At 74.1% G+C, this 16662-nt stretch carries 16 protein-coding genes; 7 read left to right on the plus strand and 9 right to left on the minus strand.

Features of this window, described 5'->3' with window-relative positions:
- Positions 1 to 4 precede the first annotated feature (4 nt).
- The 3 genes from ACZ466_RS34260 (at position 5) to ACZ466_RS34270 (ending at position 3470) form a co-directional block, all read left to right on the plus strand.
- Positions 5 to 1285 carry a sugar ABC transporter permease gene (locus ACZ466_RS34260; RefSeq protein ID WP_378287683.1) on the plus strand — a complete coding sequence of 427 codons (1281 nt, stop codon included), beginning with the start codon at positions 5 to 7 and terminating at the stop codon, positions 1283 to 1285.
- A gap of 131 nt (positions 1286 to 1416) precedes the next feature.
- Positions 1417 to 2205 carry an ATP-binding cassette domain-containing protein gene (locus ACZ466_RS34265; RefSeq protein WP_378287684.1) on the plus strand — a complete coding sequence of 263 codons (789 nt, stop codon included), beginning with the start codon at positions 1417 to 1419 and terminating at the stop codon, positions 2203 to 2205.
- Positions 2205 to 3470 carry an ROK family protein gene (locus ACZ466_RS34270; protein ID WP_378287698.1) on the plus strand — a complete coding sequence of 422 codons (1266 nt, stop codon included), beginning with the start codon at positions 2205 to 2207 and terminating at the stop codon, positions 3468 to 3470. The genes ACZ466_RS34265 and ACZ466_RS34270 overlap by 1 nt, the downstream gene beginning before the upstream one ends.
- A gap of 183 nt (positions 3471 to 3653) precedes the next feature.
- Here the strand turns inward: ACZ466_RS34270 and ACZ466_RS34275 are convergent, their stop codons facing one another.
- On the minus strand, positions 3654 to 4169 hold the full coding sequence (locus ACZ466_RS34275; RefSeq protein ID WP_378287685.1) for a flavin reductase family protein: 516 nt from the start codon (positions 4167 to 4169) through the stop codon (positions 3654 to 3656).
- Positions 4170 to 4417: 248 nt separating this feature from the next.
- Here ACZ466_RS34275 and ACZ466_RS34280 point away from each other — a divergent pair, with 248 nt between their 5' ends.
- Together ACZ466_RS34280 and ACZ466_RS34285 are read left to right on the plus strand one after the other, a co-directional pair.
- The gene (locus ACZ466_RS34280; RefSeq protein ID WP_378287686.1) at positions 4418 to 5593 is read left to right on the plus strand and encodes a thiolase C-terminal domain-containing protein; all 1176 of its coding nucleotides are present in this window, start codon (positions 4418 to 4420) and stop codon (positions 5591 to 5593) included.
- Positions 5590 to 6006 (plus strand): Zn-ribbon domain-containing OB-fold protein, encoded by a 417-nt coding sequence (locus ACZ466_RS34285; RefSeq protein ID WP_378287687.1) that lies wholly within the window; start codon positions 5590 to 5592, stop codon positions 6004 to 6006. The genes ACZ466_RS34280 and ACZ466_RS34285 overlap by 4 nt, the downstream gene beginning before the upstream one ends.
- Here ACZ466_RS34285 and ACZ466_RS34290 read toward each other — a convergent pair.
- The 5 genes from ACZ466_RS34290 to ACZ466_RS34310 all read right to left on the minus strand — a co-directional run bounded on the left by ACZ466_RS34290 (position 6003) and on the right by ACZ466_RS34310 (position 12860).
- Entirely contained in the window at positions 6003 to 7604 is a 1602-nt protein-coding gene (locus tag ACZ466_RS34290; protein WP_378287688.1) for an AMP-binding protein, read from the minus strand. The two genes, ACZ466_RS34285 and ACZ466_RS34290, sit on opposite strands and share 4 nt — an antisense overlap.
- A gap of 45 nt (positions 7605 to 7649) precedes the next feature.
- Positions 7650 to 8729, minus strand: a complete 1080-nt coding sequence (locus ACZ466_RS34295) for a phenylacetate--CoA ligase family protein (protein ID WP_378287689.1) — start codon at positions 8727 to 8729, stop codon at positions 7650 to 7652.
- Positions 8726 to 9808 carry an LLM class flavin-dependent oxidoreductase gene (locus ACZ466_RS34300; protein ID WP_378287690.1) on the minus strand — a complete coding sequence of 361 codons (1083 nt, stop codon included), beginning with the start codon at positions 9806 to 9808 and terminating at the stop codon, positions 8726 to 8728. Before ACZ466_RS34300 ends, ACZ466_RS34295 begins: the two co-directional genes overlap by 4 nt.
- 129 nt (positions 9809 to 9937) lie before the next feature.
- Positions 9938 to 11164 (minus strand): lysylphosphatidylglycerol synthase transmembrane domain-containing protein, encoded by a 1227-nt coding sequence (locus tag ACZ466_RS34305; RefSeq protein ID WP_464041792.1) that lies wholly within the window; start codon positions 11162 to 11164, stop codon positions 9938 to 9940.
- Between the two features lie 121 nt (positions 11165 to 11285).
- Complete coding sequence (locus ACZ466_RS34310) at positions 11286 to 12860, minus strand: NHL repeat-containing protein (RefSeq protein WP_378293239.1); 1575 nt, start codon at positions 12858 to 12860, stop codon at positions 11286 to 11288.
- Between the two features lie 207 nt (positions 12861 to 13067).
- Between ACZ466_RS34310 and ACZ466_RS34315 the strand changes: the two genes are divergently transcribed.
- Positions 13068 to 13754, plus strand: coding sequence for an HAD family hydrolase (locus ACZ466_RS34315; RefSeq protein ID WP_378293241.1), 687 nt, complete (start codon positions 13068 to 13070; stop codon positions 13752 to 13754).
- A 52-nt stretch (positions 13755 to 13806) separates the two neighbouring features.
- A complete protein-coding gene (locus ACZ466_RS34320) occupies positions 13807 to 15060 on the plus strand; it encodes an alpha/beta fold hydrolase (RefSeq protein ID WP_378293243.1) in 1254 nt (417 codons plus the stop codon).
- A gap of 2 nt (positions 15061 to 15062) precedes the next feature.
- On the opposite strand, the gene ACZ466_RS34325 is transcribed toward ACZ466_RS34320, so the two are convergent.
- The 3 genes from ACZ466_RS34325 to ACZ466_RS34335 form a co-directional block, all read right to left on the minus strand.
- Positions 15063 to 15365 carry a hypothetical protein gene (locus ACZ466_RS34325; RefSeq protein WP_378293245.1) on the minus strand — a complete coding sequence of 101 codons (303 nt, stop codon included), beginning with the start codon at positions 15363 to 15365 and terminating at the stop codon, positions 15063 to 15065.
- 81 nt (positions 15366 to 15446) lie between these two features.
- On the minus strand, positions 15447 to 15968 hold the full coding sequence (locus ACZ466_RS34330; RefSeq protein ID WP_378293247.1) for a ferritin-like domain-containing protein: 522 nt from the start codon (positions 15966 to 15968) through the stop codon (positions 15447 to 15449).
- Between the two features lie 33 nt (positions 15969 to 16001).
- A complete protein-coding gene (locus ACZ466_RS34335) occupies positions 16002 to 16532 on the minus strand; it encodes a hypothetical protein (RefSeq protein WP_378293249.1) in 531 nt (176 codons plus the stop codon).
- Between the last annotated feature and the right edge of the window lie 130 nt (positions 16533 to 16662).

Consider the following 16662-nt stretch of genomic DNA (forward strand, 5'->3'; position numbering starts at 1 on the left):
CTCGATGTCCATCGACAAGCAGGCGGCAGGGGCCGCCGTGAAGCTCGCGGAAGCGGACTTCGCCGCCGACCGGCGCGTGCACGACGTGCCCTCGGCGCTGCGCGACTACTGGGCCCGGGTCCGCTCGGGCGACCTGGGCGCGCTGCCGGCGATCCTCGGCCTGGCCGGCCTGGTCGTGCTGTTCACCGCGCTGCGCCCGGAGACCTTCCTCAGCGAGCGCAACATCGCCAACCTGTTCACCCAGGCCCTGCCGGTGACGATCCTGGCGATGGGCCTGGTGTTCGTGCTGCTGCTCGGCGAGATCGACCTGTCGGCCGGGGTGGCCAGCGGCGTCTGCGGCGCCGTGATGGCCAACCTGATGGTCGACGCCGGCCAGCCCTGGTACGTGGCGGTGCTGTCGGCCGTCGCCACCGGGATCATCATCGGGACCGCGATCGGCTGGCTGGTCGCGGTGGTGCGGATCCCCTCGTTCGTGGTGACGCTGGCGCTGTTCCTCGGGCTGCAGGGCATCACGCTGCGGCTGATCGGCGAGGGCGGCACCGTCCCGGTCCGCGACGACGTGATCGTGGCGCTGGCCAACAAGAACATGCCGGTCTGGCTCGGCTGGACGCTCGCCGTGACGTGCGCCGCCGTGTACGGGGCGCTCCAGCTGTGGCGGTGGAAGCGGCAGCACGACCGCGGGCTGGCCTCCAAGCCCGTCCAACTGGTCATCGCCCAGGTCGCGGTGGTCGCGGCGGCGCTGCTGTTCGGGACCTACCTGCTCAGCCTGGACCGCGCGCCCAGCCCGCTGGTCACCCTGGCCGGCATCCCGTGGGGCGTGCCGCTGGTGGGCGTGCTGCTGATCGTGGCGACGTTCGTGCTGGGCCGCACCGCCTACGGGCGGCACCTGTACGCCATCGGCGGCAACGCCGAGGCGGCCCGCCGGGCGGGCATCAACGTGACCCGGCTGCGGATGTCGGTGTTCATGATCTGCTCGGCGCTGGCGGCGGTCGCCGGCATCGTGGCCGCGTCCCGGCTGAACTCCATCACCCCCGACGCGGGCGCGGGCAACACCCTGCTGTACGCGGTCGGCGCCGCCGTCATCGGCGGCACCAGCCTGTTCGGCGGGCGCGGCCGGGCCCGGGACGCGGTGCTGGGCGGCCTGGTCGTGGCCACCATCGAGAACGGCCTCGGCCTGCTGGGCGCCAAGGCGTACGCCAACCTCCTCATCACCGGCGGGGTGCTGCTGCTGGCCGCCAGCATCGACGCGCTGGCCCGCCGCCGGAGAGCGGTGGCGGGACGATGAGCGACCGGCGCCCGGAGGGCCCGCCGCGCGCGGAGGTCACCGCTTTCCGGGCGCCGAACGCTGCTGCTACGCTCACCTGGCAGGACCGCGTTCCGCGCGACCGCGGCGCGGCACGGTGGGAGCCCTTCGGCATGTCAGAGACACCCGTTCTGGACCTGCGCGGAATCGACAAGAGCTTCGGTCCCGTCAAGGTCCTGCACGACGTCGACTTCACCGCGCGCGCCGGCGAGGTGACCGCGCTGGTCGGCGACAACGGCGCGGGCAAGACCACGCTCGTCAAGTGCGTCGGCGGCATCCACTCCTTCGACTCCGGCCGGTACCTGTGGGACGGCAGGCCGGTGCGGCCCGACAGCCCCCGCGCCGCCGCGGCGCTCGGCATCGAGGTCGTCCACCAGGACCTCGCGCTCTGCGAGAACCTGGACATCGTCCAGAACATGTTCCTCGGCCGCGAGCGCCGCCGCGGGCCCGTGCTGGACGAGGCCGCGATGGAGGAGCTGGCCGTCACGACGCTGTCCGCCCTGTCGGTCCGGTCCGTCCGCTCGGTGCGGCAGCGGGTGTCGGCGCTGTCGGGCGGGCAGCGGCAGACCGTCGCGATCGCCCGCGCCGTCCTGTGGGACAGCCGCCTGGTCGTCCTGGACGAGCCCGCCGCCGCGCTCGGCGTCGCCCAGACCCAGCAGGTCCTGGAACTGGTCCGGCGGCTCGCCGACAAGGGCCTGGCGGTCGTGCTCATCTCGCACAACATGAACGACGTGTTCGCGGTGTCCGACCGGATCGCCGCGCTCTACCTGGGCCGGATGGCCGCCCAGGTCAGCACCTCGGAGGTGACGCACGCGCAGGTGGTGGAGCTCATCACCTCCGGGCGCAGCGGCGACCTCGGGCTCCCGCGCGACGCCGACACCCCGGCGGGACCGCCCGCATGATGAAGGCGGGCCCGTCACAAGAGGAGATCCGGCGCCACAACCTGGGGACGCTGCTGCGCTACGTCCATCTGCGCGGCCCCGCCTCCCGCGCGACGCTGGCCGAGTCGCTCGGCCTCAACCGCAGCACGATCATGGCGCTCACCTCCGACCTCACCGCGGCCGGGCTGGTCCGCGAGGAACTGCCGCGCCGCCCCGGCCGCCGCGCCGGGCGGCCCTCCCTGGTCGTGCGCCCCGAGTCCACCCGCGTCTACGTGCTGGCCTTCGACGTCGGCGTCGACCGGCTCGGCGTGGCGCGGGTCGGCCTCGGCGGGACCATTCTCGAACGCCGCGAGGCGTCCCGCACCCGCGGCCCGTCCGACCCCGGCGAGGTGGTGGGCGCCCTCGCCGCCGCGGCGCGCTCCCTGATGCGCAAGGCCGGGCGCGACGCCGTCTGCGTCGGAGCCGCCCTCGCCTTCCCCGGCACGGTCCGCCGCGCCGACCACCAGATCATGTTCGGCCCCAACCTCGACGTCGGCGACCCGGCCCTCGGCGACGCCCTCTCGCGCCGCCTGGGCCTGGGCATCCCCGTCTCCGTCTGCAACGACGCCAATCTCGGCGCCCTCGCCGAGCACGAGCGCGGCGCCGGTGTCGGCTGCGACAACCTCATCTACCTGCACGGCGACGTGGGCGTCGGCGGCGGCATCATCGTCGGCGGCCGGTTGCTCGGCGGCGACGAGGGCTACGGCGGCGAGATCGGCCACATGATGGTCAACCCCGGCGGCCGGCTGTGCGCCTGCGGCTCCCGCGGCTGCCTGGAGGCCGAGGTCGGCGAGCGCACCCTCCTCGACCACGCGGGCCGCGAGGAGTCCCCCGACCTCGTCGGCCGCGACGCCGTCCGCGCGGTCGTCGACGCCGCCGACCGCGGCGACATCGTCGCCCGCGACGCCCTCCACCGCGTCGGCACCTGGCTCGGCTGGGGCGTCGCCAACCTCGTCAACATCTTCAACCCGGGCCTGGTCGTCTTCGGCGGCACGCTCCGCGACATCTACCTCGGCGCCGCCGCCCAGGTCCGCAGCGTCCTGGCCACCGGCGCCCTGGCCGCCCCCAGGGAGAAGGTCCGCCTCCGCACCGCGGCCCTGGGCGATGACACGACCCTGGTGGGCGCCGCCGAATTCGCCTTCGCCGAAGTCCTGGCCGACCCGGTACAGGTCCTGGCCCGCCTCAAGACCCCCGAAGACAGTGTCATTGTGGGGGGACGACCCCCCACGCCCCCCGGGACGGCGTGAAGCGCCTCTTTTCATTGTGGGGGGGCGCCCCCCCACACCCCCCGGGACGGCGGTGAACGCCTTCTCCGCTCGCCTGGGGGCTCGCTGCGGACCCGCTCCCCGCCGCCTGCCCGTCCCTCCGCTCCGCTGGCGCTCCGCTCCGGGCCGGACAGTGGAAAAGCCGGGGTCGTCGTGGGGTTGTGCTCAGCTGGCGAAGCTTCCGTACGTTCCCTTGTAGAAGAGGAGCGGGTCGCCTTCGTGGTGCTTGTCCAGGTGGTGGACGCGGGCGACGACGATGACGTGGTCGCCGGCCACGTACTCGTTCTCGACCTCGCACTCGATCCAGGCGAGGGCGCCCTCGATGACGGGGCTGCCGCCGGGGGAGCCGGTCCATTCGATGTCGGCGAACTTGTCGCCGCCCTTGACGGCGAGCTGCTTGCAGACCTCGAGCTGGGGTTCGCCGAGGATGTTGACGCACAGGCGGTCGGCGTCGCGGAGCCGGGGCCAGGTGGTGCTGGTGTGCGCCACGCAGAAGGCCACCAGGGGCGGTTCCAGCGAGACCGAGGTGAAGGAGTTGGCGGCCAGGCCGGTGGGGCGTCCGGTGGCGGGGTCGAGGGCGGTGATGGCGACCACTCCGGTCGCGAACCGGCCCAGGACGGACCGGAAGCGGGCGGAGTCGATGTCGGTCACCCGTGCCGATCCGTTGGGGGATCCGTGCATGCGGCGTTCCGTTCCCTGGCCGGGGGGTCGTCCGGCCGGTGCGTCCAAGCGTGCGGTGGCTGCTTCGGCCATCGGGCCCGATCCCTTCTCTTAGCCAAGCGCTTGCTTGGACGATAGGGGGGTGCCGTTCGCGGTGTCAAGCCGAGTGCCCCTCCGCTGTCAGGGGCGCCGGTGGCGTTCGCGGCGTTGACAGGGGGTGCTGCGCCGCCCTAATTTGTGGCCAAGCGCTTGCTCGGTTGGAGGGGATCGTGGGCGGCTTTCGGGACGGCACCGCCATCGCCGGCGTCGGGTACACCCCGTTCAGCAAGGACTCCGGGGTCTCCACGCTCACCCTCGCGGTCGACGCGGTCCTGGCCGCGCTGGACGACGCGGGCCTGGAGGTGGGCGACGTGGACGCGCTCGCCACGCACCGGGTCGGCGACTCCACGCCGCCGTGGGTGGTGGCGCCCGCGCTCGGGATCCCGGAGGTCACCTGGTACCTCGACCAGTTCGGCGGCGGCAGCGTCTCGCACTCGGTGATCGGGCAGGCGGCGATGGCGGTCGCGTCCGGCGTCGCCCGGACGGTCGTCTGCTACCGGGCGATCAACGCGCGCTCGGAGTTCCGGATGGGCGGCACGGGCCGCGCCCCGGCGCCCATCTTCGACGTCCAGTACCAGGCGCCGTACGGGTACTTCGCCCCGCCGCAGCAGTTCGCGATGGCGGCGCGGGCGCACATGAACGCCTACGGGACCACCGCCGAGCAGTTCGGGCACATCGCGGTCGGGCAGCGCGCCAACGCGGTGAAGAACCCGCGCGCGCTCAAGCGCGACCCGATCACGCTGGACGACCATCTCGCGTCGCGGTGGATCGCCGAGCCGCTGCGGCTGCTGGACTGCTGCCTGGAGACCGACGGGGCCTGCGCGGTCGTGGTGACCTCGCGGGAGCGGGCCCGCGATCTGCGGCACGTCCCCGTGCTGATCTCCGGCGCCGCGTGGGCGGGCGGCGACAGCTTCTTCTCGGGCGCGGGCAGCGTCCCGTCCGGGACGGACCTCACCGTGACGGAGGCGGCCAGGCTGGCGCCGCGCCTGTACGCGATGGCGGGGGTCGGCCCAGGCGACATCGACGTCGCCGAGCTGTACGACTGCTTCACCTACTCGGTCCTCGTCCAGCTGGAGGACTACGGGTTCTGCGCCAAGGGGGAGGGCGGGCCCTACGCCGCGTCCGGGGCGCTGGCCCTGGACGGCGAGCTGCCCGTCAACACCCACGGCGGCTTCCTGTCCGAGGGGTACGTGCACGGCATCAACCACGTCGCCGAGGCGGTGTCCCAGTTGCGCGGCACGGCCGGTGACAGGCAGGTGCCGGGCGCGGAGGTGGCCCTGTCGACCTCCCAGCCCGGTTACGTGCTCGCCGGGACGTCCGCCCTGATCCTGAGGAGTGACGCGTGAGCGTTCAGGGGCTGCCCAGGCCGGAGCCCGACCGGGACTCGGCGCCGTGGTGGGAGGCCGTGCGGCGGCACGAGCTCACCGTGCAGCGCTGCGAGGGGTGCGGCACGCTGCGCTTCCCCCCGCGGGCGATCTGCAACCGCTGCCGGAGCCGGGAGTCGGCGTGGGTGCCGGTGAGCGGCAGGGGCCGCGTCTACAGCTGGATCGTCAACCACCAGGTCTTCATGCCCGCGATGGCCGGCCGGGTGCCGTTCCCGGTGCTGCTGGTGCGCCTGGACGACGGCGAGGACCTGCTCATGTACGGCGACCTCACCGACGGGGAGCCGGCCGTCCTGGAGCCGGGGCTCCCCGTCGAGGCGGTGTTCGCGGACGTGGACGAGTCGACGACCCTGGTGAACTGGCGTCCCCGCCGCTAGCCGGCGCCCGCGGCGGCGCGGGCGTGCAGGGCGGGCTTGTCGATCTTGCCGTTGGCGTTGACCGGCAGCGCGTCCACCAGCACGACCCGGCGCGGCACCTTGTAGTTGGACATGTTGTCCCTGGCCCAGGCGATGATCGCGTCCGGGGTCGCCGCGCCGCCGGGGGCGGGTACGACGTAGGCCCGGCCGGTCTCGCCCTGCCGCTCGTCCGGGACGCCGATGACCGCGGCCTGCGCCACCAGCGGGCAGCGCAGCAGCAGCCCCTCGATCTCCGCCGGGTAGGCGTTGAAGCCGGAGACGATGAACATCTCCTTCTTGCGGTCGACGATGGCCAGGTTGCCCGCCTCGTCGAGGGTGCCGATGTCGCCGGTGTGCAGCCAGCCGTCGGCGTCGACCGCCTCCGCGGTCCGCTCCGGGTCGCGCCAGTAGCCGCGCATGACGCCGTACCCGCCGACCAGGATCTCGCCGCGCTCGCCCGGCGGCAGGTCCTTGCCCTCGTCGTCGACGATCCGCAGCGTCACGCCCGGCACGGCCCGGCCCGTGGAGCCCGCGATCACCTCGACCGGGTCCTCCGGCCGGGTCATCGACACCACGGTGCCCTCCATCAGCCCGTACGCGTTGATCATGCGGTCCAGGCCGACCCGGTCGTCCAGCCGGCGGATCAGCTCGGGCGGCACCGCGGCGGCCCCGCAGATCGCCACCCGCAGCGAGGAGACCTCGCGCGGCGCGGGCCCGTCCAGCTCGTCCAGGATCTTGAAGAACATCGGGGGCGCCCCGGCCAGCACGCTGACCCGGTGCTCCTCGATCAGGCCCATCAGCTCGTCCGGCGCGAACAGCGCGATCGGCATCATGGTGGCGCGGCGCAGCACGCACGCCAGCAGCCCCGCGTTGATCCCGAAGCCGTGCGAGAACGGCGCGATGACGGGGTAGCGGTCGCCCTCGCGCAGCGTGACCAGCTCGGCCCAGTCCCAGTAGCCGCGCAGGAGCTGCTCGTGGTGCAGCATGACGCCCTTGGGCGTTCCGGTGGTGCCGGAGGTCGACATGATCTCGGCGAGGTCGTCGGGGCCGACGGCCGCCGCGCGCTCCTCGGCCGCCTCCGCGGAGACGCCCGCGCCCTCCGCGAGGAACTCGTCCCAGCCGATCGCGCCGTCCTGCCCGGCGGCGGGTCCGCCGAGGACGACGACATGCCGGAGATCGGGCAGGGAGTCGCGCTCCCCGGCGAGCATGTCGAGGTAGGACGTGCCCATGAACCCTTCGGCGACCAGCAGGACCTTGGCGCCGACCTTCCGCAGCAGCCCGGCCGCCTCGATGCCCTTGAAGCGCGTGGACAGCGGCGTGATGATCGCCCCGGCGTCCCAGACGCCGTAGGCGGCGACGACCCAGTCCGGGGTGTTGGGCGCCCACACCGCGACGCGGTCGCCGGGCTCCACGCCCAGGGCGATCAGCGCGCGCGCCACCTCGCCCGCCCGCCGGGCGAGCGCGGCGAGGGTCAGCGTGGTGTCGCCGGAGACGACGACCTCCGTGTCCCCGTGCCGGGCCGCCTGGTCGCGCAGCATGCGCGGGATCGTCCGCCAGTCGGGTACGGGCTGCACTTCCATCGCGCCTCCTCGGAGCGGCGACGAACGACGACTGCCTGAGACGGGCTAGGACGGTTGTGAACGGTCCCGGCCGAGGTGGTGGCCGCGCAGGTCGGTGACCGTGCCGGGGCGGCGCTCCTCGGAGACCGCCTCCTCGATGACGACGTCGACGGAGACCGGCGTGAGCGCGTAGAGGGCCTGCGCGATCCGCGACTTCCACATCGGGTTCTTCACGAGGGTGTCCCGGTTGAACGTGACGTGCAGCGCGGCGGCGTCGAGCGTGCCCTCCCGGCTGACGCGCAGGTCCCAGTGGCTGACGCCGTCGATGCGGCTGAGCGCCGCCGCCACCTTGGGGACCGGCAGCCAGCGGCCCCGCACGAGCACGTGCTCGCCCACGGTGTGGGCGGGGGCGGGCACTCCTGCTTCGCCGCCTTCGAGGCGTACGGCCTGGCCGGTGCGCAGCGTCGCGTCCCCGAGGGAGGAGTGCCAGGCGGGGGTGATGACGAGCTCGGCGAGGCCCTCGCTGTAGGGGGCGTCCAGGAGCACGTCCTTGTCCAGGGGGGCCAGCCCGAGCAGCCCTTCCCGCACGGGGGAGAGGACGGGTTCCCTGGCGGGGTCGCGTTGGGCGATCGGCGTGCCGGAGTAGGGGTCGGCGTACAGCTCCCGTACCGACGCCTCGAATTCGGCCGCGAGCTGCCGGTGGGTGTTGGGGGAGGGCACCTCTCCCACCAGGAGGATGTGCCGCAGTTCGAGGTCCAGCGGGTCGAGCAGGAATTCCAGGTGGAGCCGCGCCAGGAAGTCCATCGCCCCGGTCGGGGTGGTGACGAGCGTCGTCGCGCGCACGCTCTCCAGCGCGGTGTGCAGGCGCAGGCGACCGCGCGGGCCGACGCTCGCGGCCGCCTGGGCGACGCCGGCGGCGGCTTCGGCGAGGAGGGCTCCGGTCAGGTCGCCGTCGTTGTTGAGCGCCACGACGACGCGGTCGTTCCGGCCCAGCCCCGCGGCGGTCAGCGTCGCGGACGCCAGTTCCAGCGCCGCCGCGCGGTCGGCGGCGTTCAGCGGGACGACCGGCCCGCCCTCGGGGGACACCAGAAGGAGGCCCTGCGCCGGGCCGCCGGCCGGGAAGGTGTTACGGGTGGGCCAAGTCACTTCGCCTCCTCCTCCTGGACGACCTCGCGCATGAAGAGCTTCATGGAGTTGCAGACGTCCTCGTGGGCGAGGCCCCCGACCTGGGCCTGCATGATGATGTCGGTGGCGCCGGCCGCCGCGATGCGTTCGAGGGCCTTGCGGGAGCCCTCGACGTCGTCGATGACGACCATGGTCTCGTCGCGCAGGATGCCCATGGCCTCTTCGGGGGGCATGCCGACGGCCTGCTGTCCCAGGACGCGGTGGGTGGCGTGGCGGGCGTCGGTGTAGCCGGGCGGGGCGACCAGGTTGATCTGGCGGCGCAGGTACCACAGGACGGGGTCGGCGGAGGTGTCGACGGCCTCCTGCTGGGTGGGCGCCACGTGCCAGGGGATCATCAGGGCGATGCGGCGGGTCTCGGGGTCGAAGCCGTTGTCGGCCAGGCACTCCTTGTACTTGGCGATGTCGTCGGCGACCTCGTTCAGGCCCTTGAGCATGGTCATGCCGAGCAGGTTGTAGCCCTGTTTCGCGGCGGCCAGGTAGCCGTCCAGGGAGGTGGAGGCCACCCACACCGGCGGGTGCGGCTCCTGCACCGGACGCGGGTAGACCGACACGTCGGGGACCTCGAAGAACTCGCTGGAGCGCGTGACCGGCTGCCCGTCGGCGTTCCAGATGGCGAGCACCGCCTCCAGCGACTCCTCCCACAGCTTGCGGGACTGCTCGAAGGGGCGCTGGAAGGCCTGGTATTCCAGGGGGGAGGCGCCGCGGCCCGTGCCGAACTCCACGCGGCCCCCGGAGATGACGTCCAGGGTGGCCACGCGTTCGGCGGTGCGGATGGGCGACTGGAACGGCAGCAGCACCACGCCCAGCCCCAGGCGGATCCGCTCGGTCCGCTGGGAGATGCCGGCCAGGACCAGATCGGGCGCCGAGGAGTGCGAGAACCCGCGGGTGAAGTGGTGCTCGACGAACCAGGCGGTCTCGAAGCCGAGCCCGTCGGCCAGCACGCACTGGTCCATGACGTTCTCGAACGCCCGCCGTTCGACCTCGCGGGACCGCCCGCGCACTTCGAGTTCGTAGCCAAGGCTGACCCGTAGGGACGTCATCGAGCCTCCGGTGATGCTCCGCTGTCAGGACTTCCAGGAGTTCGCGTATGACCAAGCGCTCGCTTGGGAGATTAGCAGCAGCGGACCACCGCAACAAGTCAGGTGAACCCGGGGGGTCGGCCGCGGCGGTCAGCCGCGGCGCGGTGCGGCGGGGTGGACGCCGCGCGCCGTCGTGTACGGCGTCAGCATGGTCATCATCGCCACCGTGGCCAGGCCCTCCAGCACGCCCCGCCCGGCGCCCGCCAGCCACCGCCGCGCCCGGACCGGCAGCCGCGCGCCCTCGTGCAGCACCGCCCACGCCAGCCAGCCCACCGCCACCACGACGACGTACGACATCAGCCGGTACAGCCCGACCGCCGCCCCGGCCGGCGCCAGCGCCGCGCCGAGCGCGACCAGCGAGGCCGCCATGCTGCTCTCGATCGCGCCCAGGCCGCCCGGCAGCACCGGGATCACGCTGCCCGCCGCCTGTGCCGCGAAGTACGCCAGCGCCACCCCGTGCGGCGCGATGTCGATGCCGACCGCCTGCGCCGCCGCGAACAGCGCCAGGATGTCGAACACCCAGTTCACCACCGCCAGCGCCACCAGCGCCGCCCAGTCGCGGCGGGACGGGCGCAGCGCCGCGCAGCCGTCGCGCAGCGACCGCGCGAACGGGGCGACCCGCCGGTGCGCCAGGACGGCCCGGCCGAGCCGGCCCGCCAGCGCCGCGGCGCGGGCGCGCGGGCCGCGCAGCGCCAGCACCAGCGACAGCGCCGGCACGGCGATCATGGGCACCGCCAGCGCGGCGATCGCCGGCCCGCGCGCCTGCGGCGCCGCGAGCAGGGCCGCCAGCGCGATCAGGGAGTAGGCGGAGGTCGTGATGACGCCGCCGACCAGGATCACGGCCGTCGCCAGCTGCGCCGTCGCGCCGCTGTGCCGGAACTGCCGGAAGGTGTAGACGACGCTGACCGCGGGCCCGGCCGGGAGCGTGGTGGACAGCGCGTTGCCCGCGTACGTCACCGCGAACGCCCGCCGCAGCGAGATGCGCACCCCGCCGATCCGCAGCAGCCGCCGCTGGAGGCGCGCGAACGAGCCCATCGAGATCGCCACGGCGACCACGACCACCGCCAGCCACTCCGGCCGCGCCCCGGCCGCCGCGTCCCCCATCGCGCCGATGTCGGGCAGCCGGTCGCGGAACGCCACCAGCAGCACGACGGCCGCGGCGATCAGCGCCCACTGCGCGAGCCTGCGCCTCCGGGAACGGCGGGCGCGGGGCTCGGCGGACAGGTCGAGAGCCGCGGGAACCTCCTGGGCGGCGGGGCCGTGATCGAGAACGTGATCGGGGGCGGGTCGCGTAGATGCCGTGACTGATCGGCTCATGTCCCGGTCACCTCGCAAGCTAGCCCCGCTCGCCGCAACCCCCGATCGCGCACGAACATTCCCGCCGGAGACCCTCCGGAACCCAGGTGTGGGCGCGATCACTCAGATGGCCACATCCGGCTCAGGGACGGTCGCGCACCGCCACCAGTCCGCCCACGACACCGACATAGGCCGTGCCGTCCGGGCCCAGCGTGATCGGCGCCCAGTTGTTGTCGAACCACTTCCCGGTGCCCGTCAGGACCTTGTAGACCGTCCGCCCGGTGTGGACGTCGACGGCCGTCAGGTACCAGGCGTCGATGAGATCCCTCCGGGGCTCCTTGGTGTACAGGTACAGCAGCCCCGCCGGGACCGACGCCTTCGCGACCGTGGACGGCGACCGCTCCGCGCTCTCCCAGACCGTGCGGCAGCCCCGGCCGTCCGCGTCGACGTCCACCCGGCTCACCCCGCCCGCCGGCGAGCCCCCGGGCGGCAGCTCGAAGAAGTTGCGGTAGCCGTGGTTGTTCTCCACGAACAGGCTGCGGCCGTAGCCGACCAGCGAGTTGTCGGTGGCGCTCGCGCCACTGCGGAACACCGGGACCGCGCAGACCCGCCGGCCGTCCGAGCGGCGGTGCACCAGCACGTTCATCCGGTCGTCGGCGTTGTCGGTGATCGCCACGTACTCGGTGCCGAGCAGGGTGGGCGTCGTCCCGGACCCCTGGTCGATCTGCCCCGGCTTGCGCCCGCTTCCCCGGTCGTAGGGCGCCCGCCACACGATCTCCGGCGTCCCGTCGCGGCCGGCGCGCAGCCGGTAGAGCGCGTGGTCGGAGACGATCGACACCCCGTCCTCGCCGGCGGCGAAGGAGTTCTGGATCCCCTCGCCGGGCAGCCGGATCGCCCGGACCGTGCCGGTGCCCGGATCGACCGTCCCGATCCGGCCGTTCCGGGTGATCCACCAGATCAGGCCGCCCCAGTCCGGGCCGACCGCCGTGACCGGGTCGCACTCGCCCTTCGGCCACGGGTTCGTCCAGGTGGCGCAGTCGTGCGGCAGGTGCCCGCTCAGGTCCCAGTCGTCGGTGACGGTGAAGCGCCACGTCCCGTCCGGGCCCTTCTCGTGCGCGAACCGCCGCAGGTGGAAGGCCGAGTCGGCGAGCACCGCGCGGTCCCGCGGATCGAGGTAGTAGTACGCGCCGCCGGAGGTGTCGGTGAGGACCTTGTCGAAGTCGGCGGTCACCACGGCCGTCACCGTGGACGGGCGGGGCGGGAGCCGGAACGTCGCCAGGTCCTTGAGGGTCTTCGGGTCGATCAGCCGCAGCGTGAAGTTCGCGCCCTGCGTGCACTGCGCCACGATGAGGCCGGTCCTGCGGGCGAACGTGACCGTCGAGCACAGCCCCGGCAGCAGCCCGCCCGCCTTCGCCTCCGACAGGACCTGGGGCCGCCGCCCCAGCGGCCCGCTGAACGGGTAGGTGTCGGAGGCGTGGCTGTCGGCGTGCATGGACGACAGGCCGACCGGCCCCTGGTGCGGGTTGGCGGGGATCGGCGTCCCGGCCATGGGGCGAGGCGTCGCGGGCGCTCCGAGGTAGGCGGGCACCAGGCCCCGGCCCGGCCCGTCGGGCACCGGCGCCGCGGCCGCCGGGGCGGTCAGCGCCGGGACGGCGCCGGGCGCGGCCACGGCGGCCAGCACCGCGCCGGCCGCCAGGCATCTGCGAATACGCGACATGAGCTCCTCGCCATTCCCATCGGTTCAGCAGGGTCGGCCCGAGCCCCGGTCGCGCCTCCGGGGGACGCGCGGACGCGTCAGGACATCGTCTGAAAGATCATCCATGGCCCGCCGCCGTCCTTCAAGGGCCGCCCGAGGGGCGTGCACCGGGCCGCCTTCGGGCCCGCCGAAGGCCCGCGGAGGGCCCGTCGTGGTTACCATCCCGGCATGGCGGTTTCTGCTGTGATCTTCGACTGGGGCGGCACCCTGACCCCGTGGCACGACATCGAGCTGGGGGAGATGTGGCGGCGGGTGTGCGCCGCCCACCTCGACCCCGACCAGGTCGAGGAGGTCGCCACCGCCCTCCTGGACGCCGAGCTGGAGCTGTGGCGGCGGGGCCGGGACGAGCACCGCAGCGCCACGCTGGAGGAGCTGTTCGAGCTCGCCGGGGTGGCGCCGAGCGAGGCCATGCTGGCCACCCAGTTCGACATCTGGACCCCGCACACGATCATCGACCCGGCCGCGCCCGGCCTGCTCCGGACGCTGCGCGAGCGCGGCATCAAGGTCGGCGTGCTGTCCAACACCATGTGGTCGCGCGACTGGCACGAGCGGATCTTCGCCCGCGACGGCGTGCTCGACCTCCTCGACGGCGCCGTCTACTCCAGCGAGATCCCCTGGACCAAGCCGCACGCCGAGGCGTTCCGCGCCGCGATGGCGGCGGTCGGCGCCGACGACCCGGCGGCGTGCGTGTTCGTCGGCGACCGCCCCTACGACGACATCCACGGGGCCAAGTCCGCCGGGCTGCGCGGCGTGCTGGTGCCCAACAGCACCGTCCCCGCCTGGGACTCGGTCACCCCCGACGCCACCATCGGGGGCCTCGGCGACCTGCTGCACCACATCGACCGCTGGTCCTGAGAGAACCAGGCCGGGTCCCCGGGGGCCGGACGGTCAGGGCCATAGTGGGGGCATGACCGTCACGTTCCGCCGTCCCGGCTTCGTCTGCACCGACCACTTCCTGGAGGTCCCGCTCGACCACGGCGATCCGGACGGCGGCACGATCGAGGTCTACGCGCGCGAGGTCGTCGCCCCGGGCCGGGAGCACGACGACCTTCCGTGGCTGCTCTTCCTGCAGGGCGGCCCCGGGCACAAGGCGACCCGTCCGGGCGACGCCGCCGCCTGGCTGGGCCGCGCGCTGCGCGACTACCGGGTGCTGCTGCTCGACCAGCGCGGCACGGGCCGCAGCACCCCGGCGAACCGGCGGACGCTGCCCGCCGACCCCGCGGAGGCCGCCCGCCGGCTGCGGCACTTCCGCGCCGACTCGATCGTGCGGGACGCGGAACTGCTGCGCCGCGCCCTGGCCGGCGACCGGCCGTGGAGCGTGCTGGGCCAGAGCTTCGGCGGGTTCTGCGCGGTCACGTACCTGTCGCTGGCGCCCGAAGGGCTGCGCGAGGCGTTCATCACCGGCGGGCTGCCGAGCCTGACCGCCGGGGCCGACGAGGTCTACCGCGCCGCCTACCCGCGCGTCAGGGCCGCCGTCGAACGCTATTACGCGCGCTACCCCGGCGACCGCGAACTCGTCCGGCGGGTGGTCGGCCACCTGGACGGCCGCGACGTGCGGCTGCCCGGCGGCGAGCGCCTCACCGGCCGCAGGTTCCGCACGCTCGGCCACGACCTGGGCTCGTCCGCGCACTTCGATGACCTGCACCACCTCCTGGAGGAGGCGTTCGAGGGCGAGGAACTCTCCGACACCTTCCTCCACGGCGTGGACGCGGCCGTCGGCTACGCCCGCCACCCCCTGTACGCGTTGCTCCACGAGCCGAGCTACTGCCAGGGGACGGCGTCGAACTGGGCGGCGCAACGCGTTCTGGAGGAGTTCCCGGAGTTCGAGGAGCCCGCCATGCTCTTCGGGGAGATGATCTACCCCTGGTTCTTCGACGAGGACCCGGCGCTGCGGCCGCTGAAGGAGTGCGCCGAGATGCTGGCCCGGGACGAGGAATGGCCGCCCCTGTACGACCCCGGCGTGCTGGCCGCCAACACCGTCCCGGTGGCGGCGGCCGTCTACCACGACGACATGTACGTCGACCGCGAGCACTCGCTGGAGACGGCCGCGGCGGTCAGGGGACTGCGCCGGTGGATCACCAACGAGTACGCCCACAACGGCCTGACGGCCGACTCCTATGTTCTCGACCGCCTGATCGACATGGTCAGGGGCGAGGTGTGACGTCAGGTCCGGTGCGGGAGATGGGACGCGGCCGCCGACAGCAGCTCGTTCACCCGTGCCGTGAGGCTGGCCAGGTCGGCCCTGGCCACGTCCGCCTCGGCCTTGGCGCGGCGGGCCTGGCGGCGCGCCTCGTCCCGCTCGGAGGCCAGCTGGGAGAGCTGCGCCTGGTAGGCGGCGCGCAGCGCGTCCAGGGTCTCCGATGAGTCCGATGAGGTGGAGACGCTGTGCGCGTGCTCCTTCTTGACCGGGTGCCCGGTCCTGCCCGCCCTGGTCCTGGCCGCCGTGTCCTTGTGCGTCGTGTTCATCGCCGGTCCCTCCCCCGAGTGATGCCGGTATCCAAAAGGGACCAACGCGACTAATGGGGTGAATGTTCCTAGGGTGTGCGGTCAGTCGCCCGGTCGCGGCCTGGGGACGAGGGCGCCGGCGGACAGTCCGGGGAACGCCGACGTACGGGGCGGGCCGGGTACCGAAGGCCCCGCGGACGGCTCCTTCACGGGCCGTCCCGACAGGGAGTGCCAGCGCACGGCCCGCGCCATCGCCTCCTGCATGGCCTGGGCCGCGAACGTGCGCAGCGCCGCGTCCGCGGACCCCGCCAGGCCGGTGTAGGAGACCACGAGATCGTCCTCCAGCGCGGCCGCGACCTGGGCGGCACCACGGGCGGAGGCGACCTGGACGGGCAGCCGGTAGGCGGGCGCCGCGGCGGCGGGCTCGGCGCCGAGGCCGGTGATCCGCGCCGCGAGCTCGTCGCGCCTGGTGCGGTGGGCGTTCCACAGCGTCCTGGCGGACTCCCGGAGGGAGCCCCGCAGGCGCGCGCCCACGACCCCGTACCCGTAGACGGCGGCGTGCTCGGCCCGCAGGACCGTCTGGAGCGCGTCGACGGACGCCGCCCGCCGGCCTCGCGTGATCATCGAACCCCCGTGCCTAGGATCCTCGCCGGTCCGCTACTCCTCCGCGAGCGCCGCCGCGTGCCCGGCCTCGCACGCGCCGATGCTGGCGAGGAGCTGGGCCAGACCGGGATCGGCCCGGCCCGCGTCGGCCGCGCGGGCTTCGGCCGCCCGCTCCTCCGCCTCGCGAAGGGCCGCCAGCGCCTGCGACGCCTTGCCGGGCGCCTGCCTGGGCGTGGGCCGCGGGATCGCGCCGCCCTCGCCGGCCCGGTCGCCCGTCCCGGGCACGTAGTGGCGGCGCAGCACGGCCAGATGCTCGCGGTGGTGGGCCAGCGCGGGGTCGATGCGGCCGGCCAGGGACGGGTGCGCCCGGCGGGCCGCCTCGTAGAGGGCGATCAGATCCTGCTCGGCCGCGATCGCCCCGACCAGGATCGGCACCCCGGCCCCGAGCGGCGCCCGCGCGGCACGGTCGCCGTCGCCGTCCGCGCCGGCGCACCCGCTCAGGAGCGGGACGGTCAGCGCGGCACCCCCGCCCAGCAGCGCCGCCCGCCTGGACGTCGCGACGCCGCCCGGTCCGGCTGCTGGCAACGCGTCTCCTCACCGAGTGCCGTGGCGGTGTCGGCCCGGCGCGGACGATCCGCCCATCGCGCCAGCTCAAGCATTCCATACACCGGCGCGCCGGTGAGCCGTCCGAAAGGCCGCTGAGGTGCCCGTCTGT

It is taken from the genome of Actinomadura rugatobispora (assembly GCF_055379765.1).

Excerpts from the sequence above, each read along its gene's own strand:
- ACZ466_RS34290 (WP_378287688.1), bottom strand. The coding sequence starts at position 7,604 with ATGGAAGTGCAGCCCGTACCCGACTGGCGGACGATCCCGCGCATGCTG.
- ACZ466_RS34270 (WP_378287698.1), top strand. The coding sequence starts at position 2,205 with ATGAAGGCGGGCCCGTCACAAGAGGAGATCCGGCGCCACAACCTGGGG.
- ACZ466_RS34305 (WP_464041792.1), bottom strand. The coding sequence starts at position 11,164 with ATGAGCCGATCAGTCACGGCATCTACGCGACCCGCCCCCGATCACGTT.
- ACZ466_RS34260 (WP_378287683.1), top strand. The coding sequence starts at position 5 with ATGTCCATCGACAAGCAGGCGGCAGGGGCCGCCGTGAAGCTCGCGGAA.
- ACZ466_RS34320 (WP_378293243.1), top strand. The coding sequence starts at position 13,807 with ATGACCGTCACGTTCCGCCGTCCCGGCTTCGTCTGCACCGACCACTTC.
- ACZ466_RS34330 (WP_378293247.1), bottom strand. The coding sequence starts at position 15,968 with ATGATCACGCGAGGCCGGCGGGCGGCGTCCGTCGACGCGCTCCAGACG.
- ACZ466_RS34310 (WP_378293239.1), bottom strand. The coding sequence starts at position 12,860 with ATGTCGCGTATTCGCAGATGCCTGGCGGCCGGCGCGGTGCTGGCCGCC.
- ACZ466_RS34325 (WP_378293245.1), bottom strand. The coding sequence starts at position 15,365 with ATGAACACGACGCACAAGGACACGGCGGCCAGGACCAGGGCGGGCAGG.
- ACZ466_RS34315 (WP_378293241.1), top strand. The coding sequence starts at position 13,068 with ATGGCGGTTTCTGCTGTGATCTTCGACTGGGGCGGCACCCTGACCCCG.
- ACZ466_RS34300 (WP_378287690.1), bottom strand. The coding sequence starts at position 9,808 with ATGACGTCCCTACGGGTCAGCCTTGGCTACGAACTCGAAGTGCGCGGG.
- ACZ466_RS34275 (WP_378287685.1), bottom strand. The coding sequence starts at position 4,169 with ATGCACGGATCCCCCAACGGATCGGCACGGGTGACCGACATCGACTCC.
- ACZ466_RS34265 (WP_378287684.1), top strand. The coding sequence starts at position 1,417 with ATGTCAGAGACACCCGTTCTGGACCTGCGCGGAATCGACAAGAGCTTC.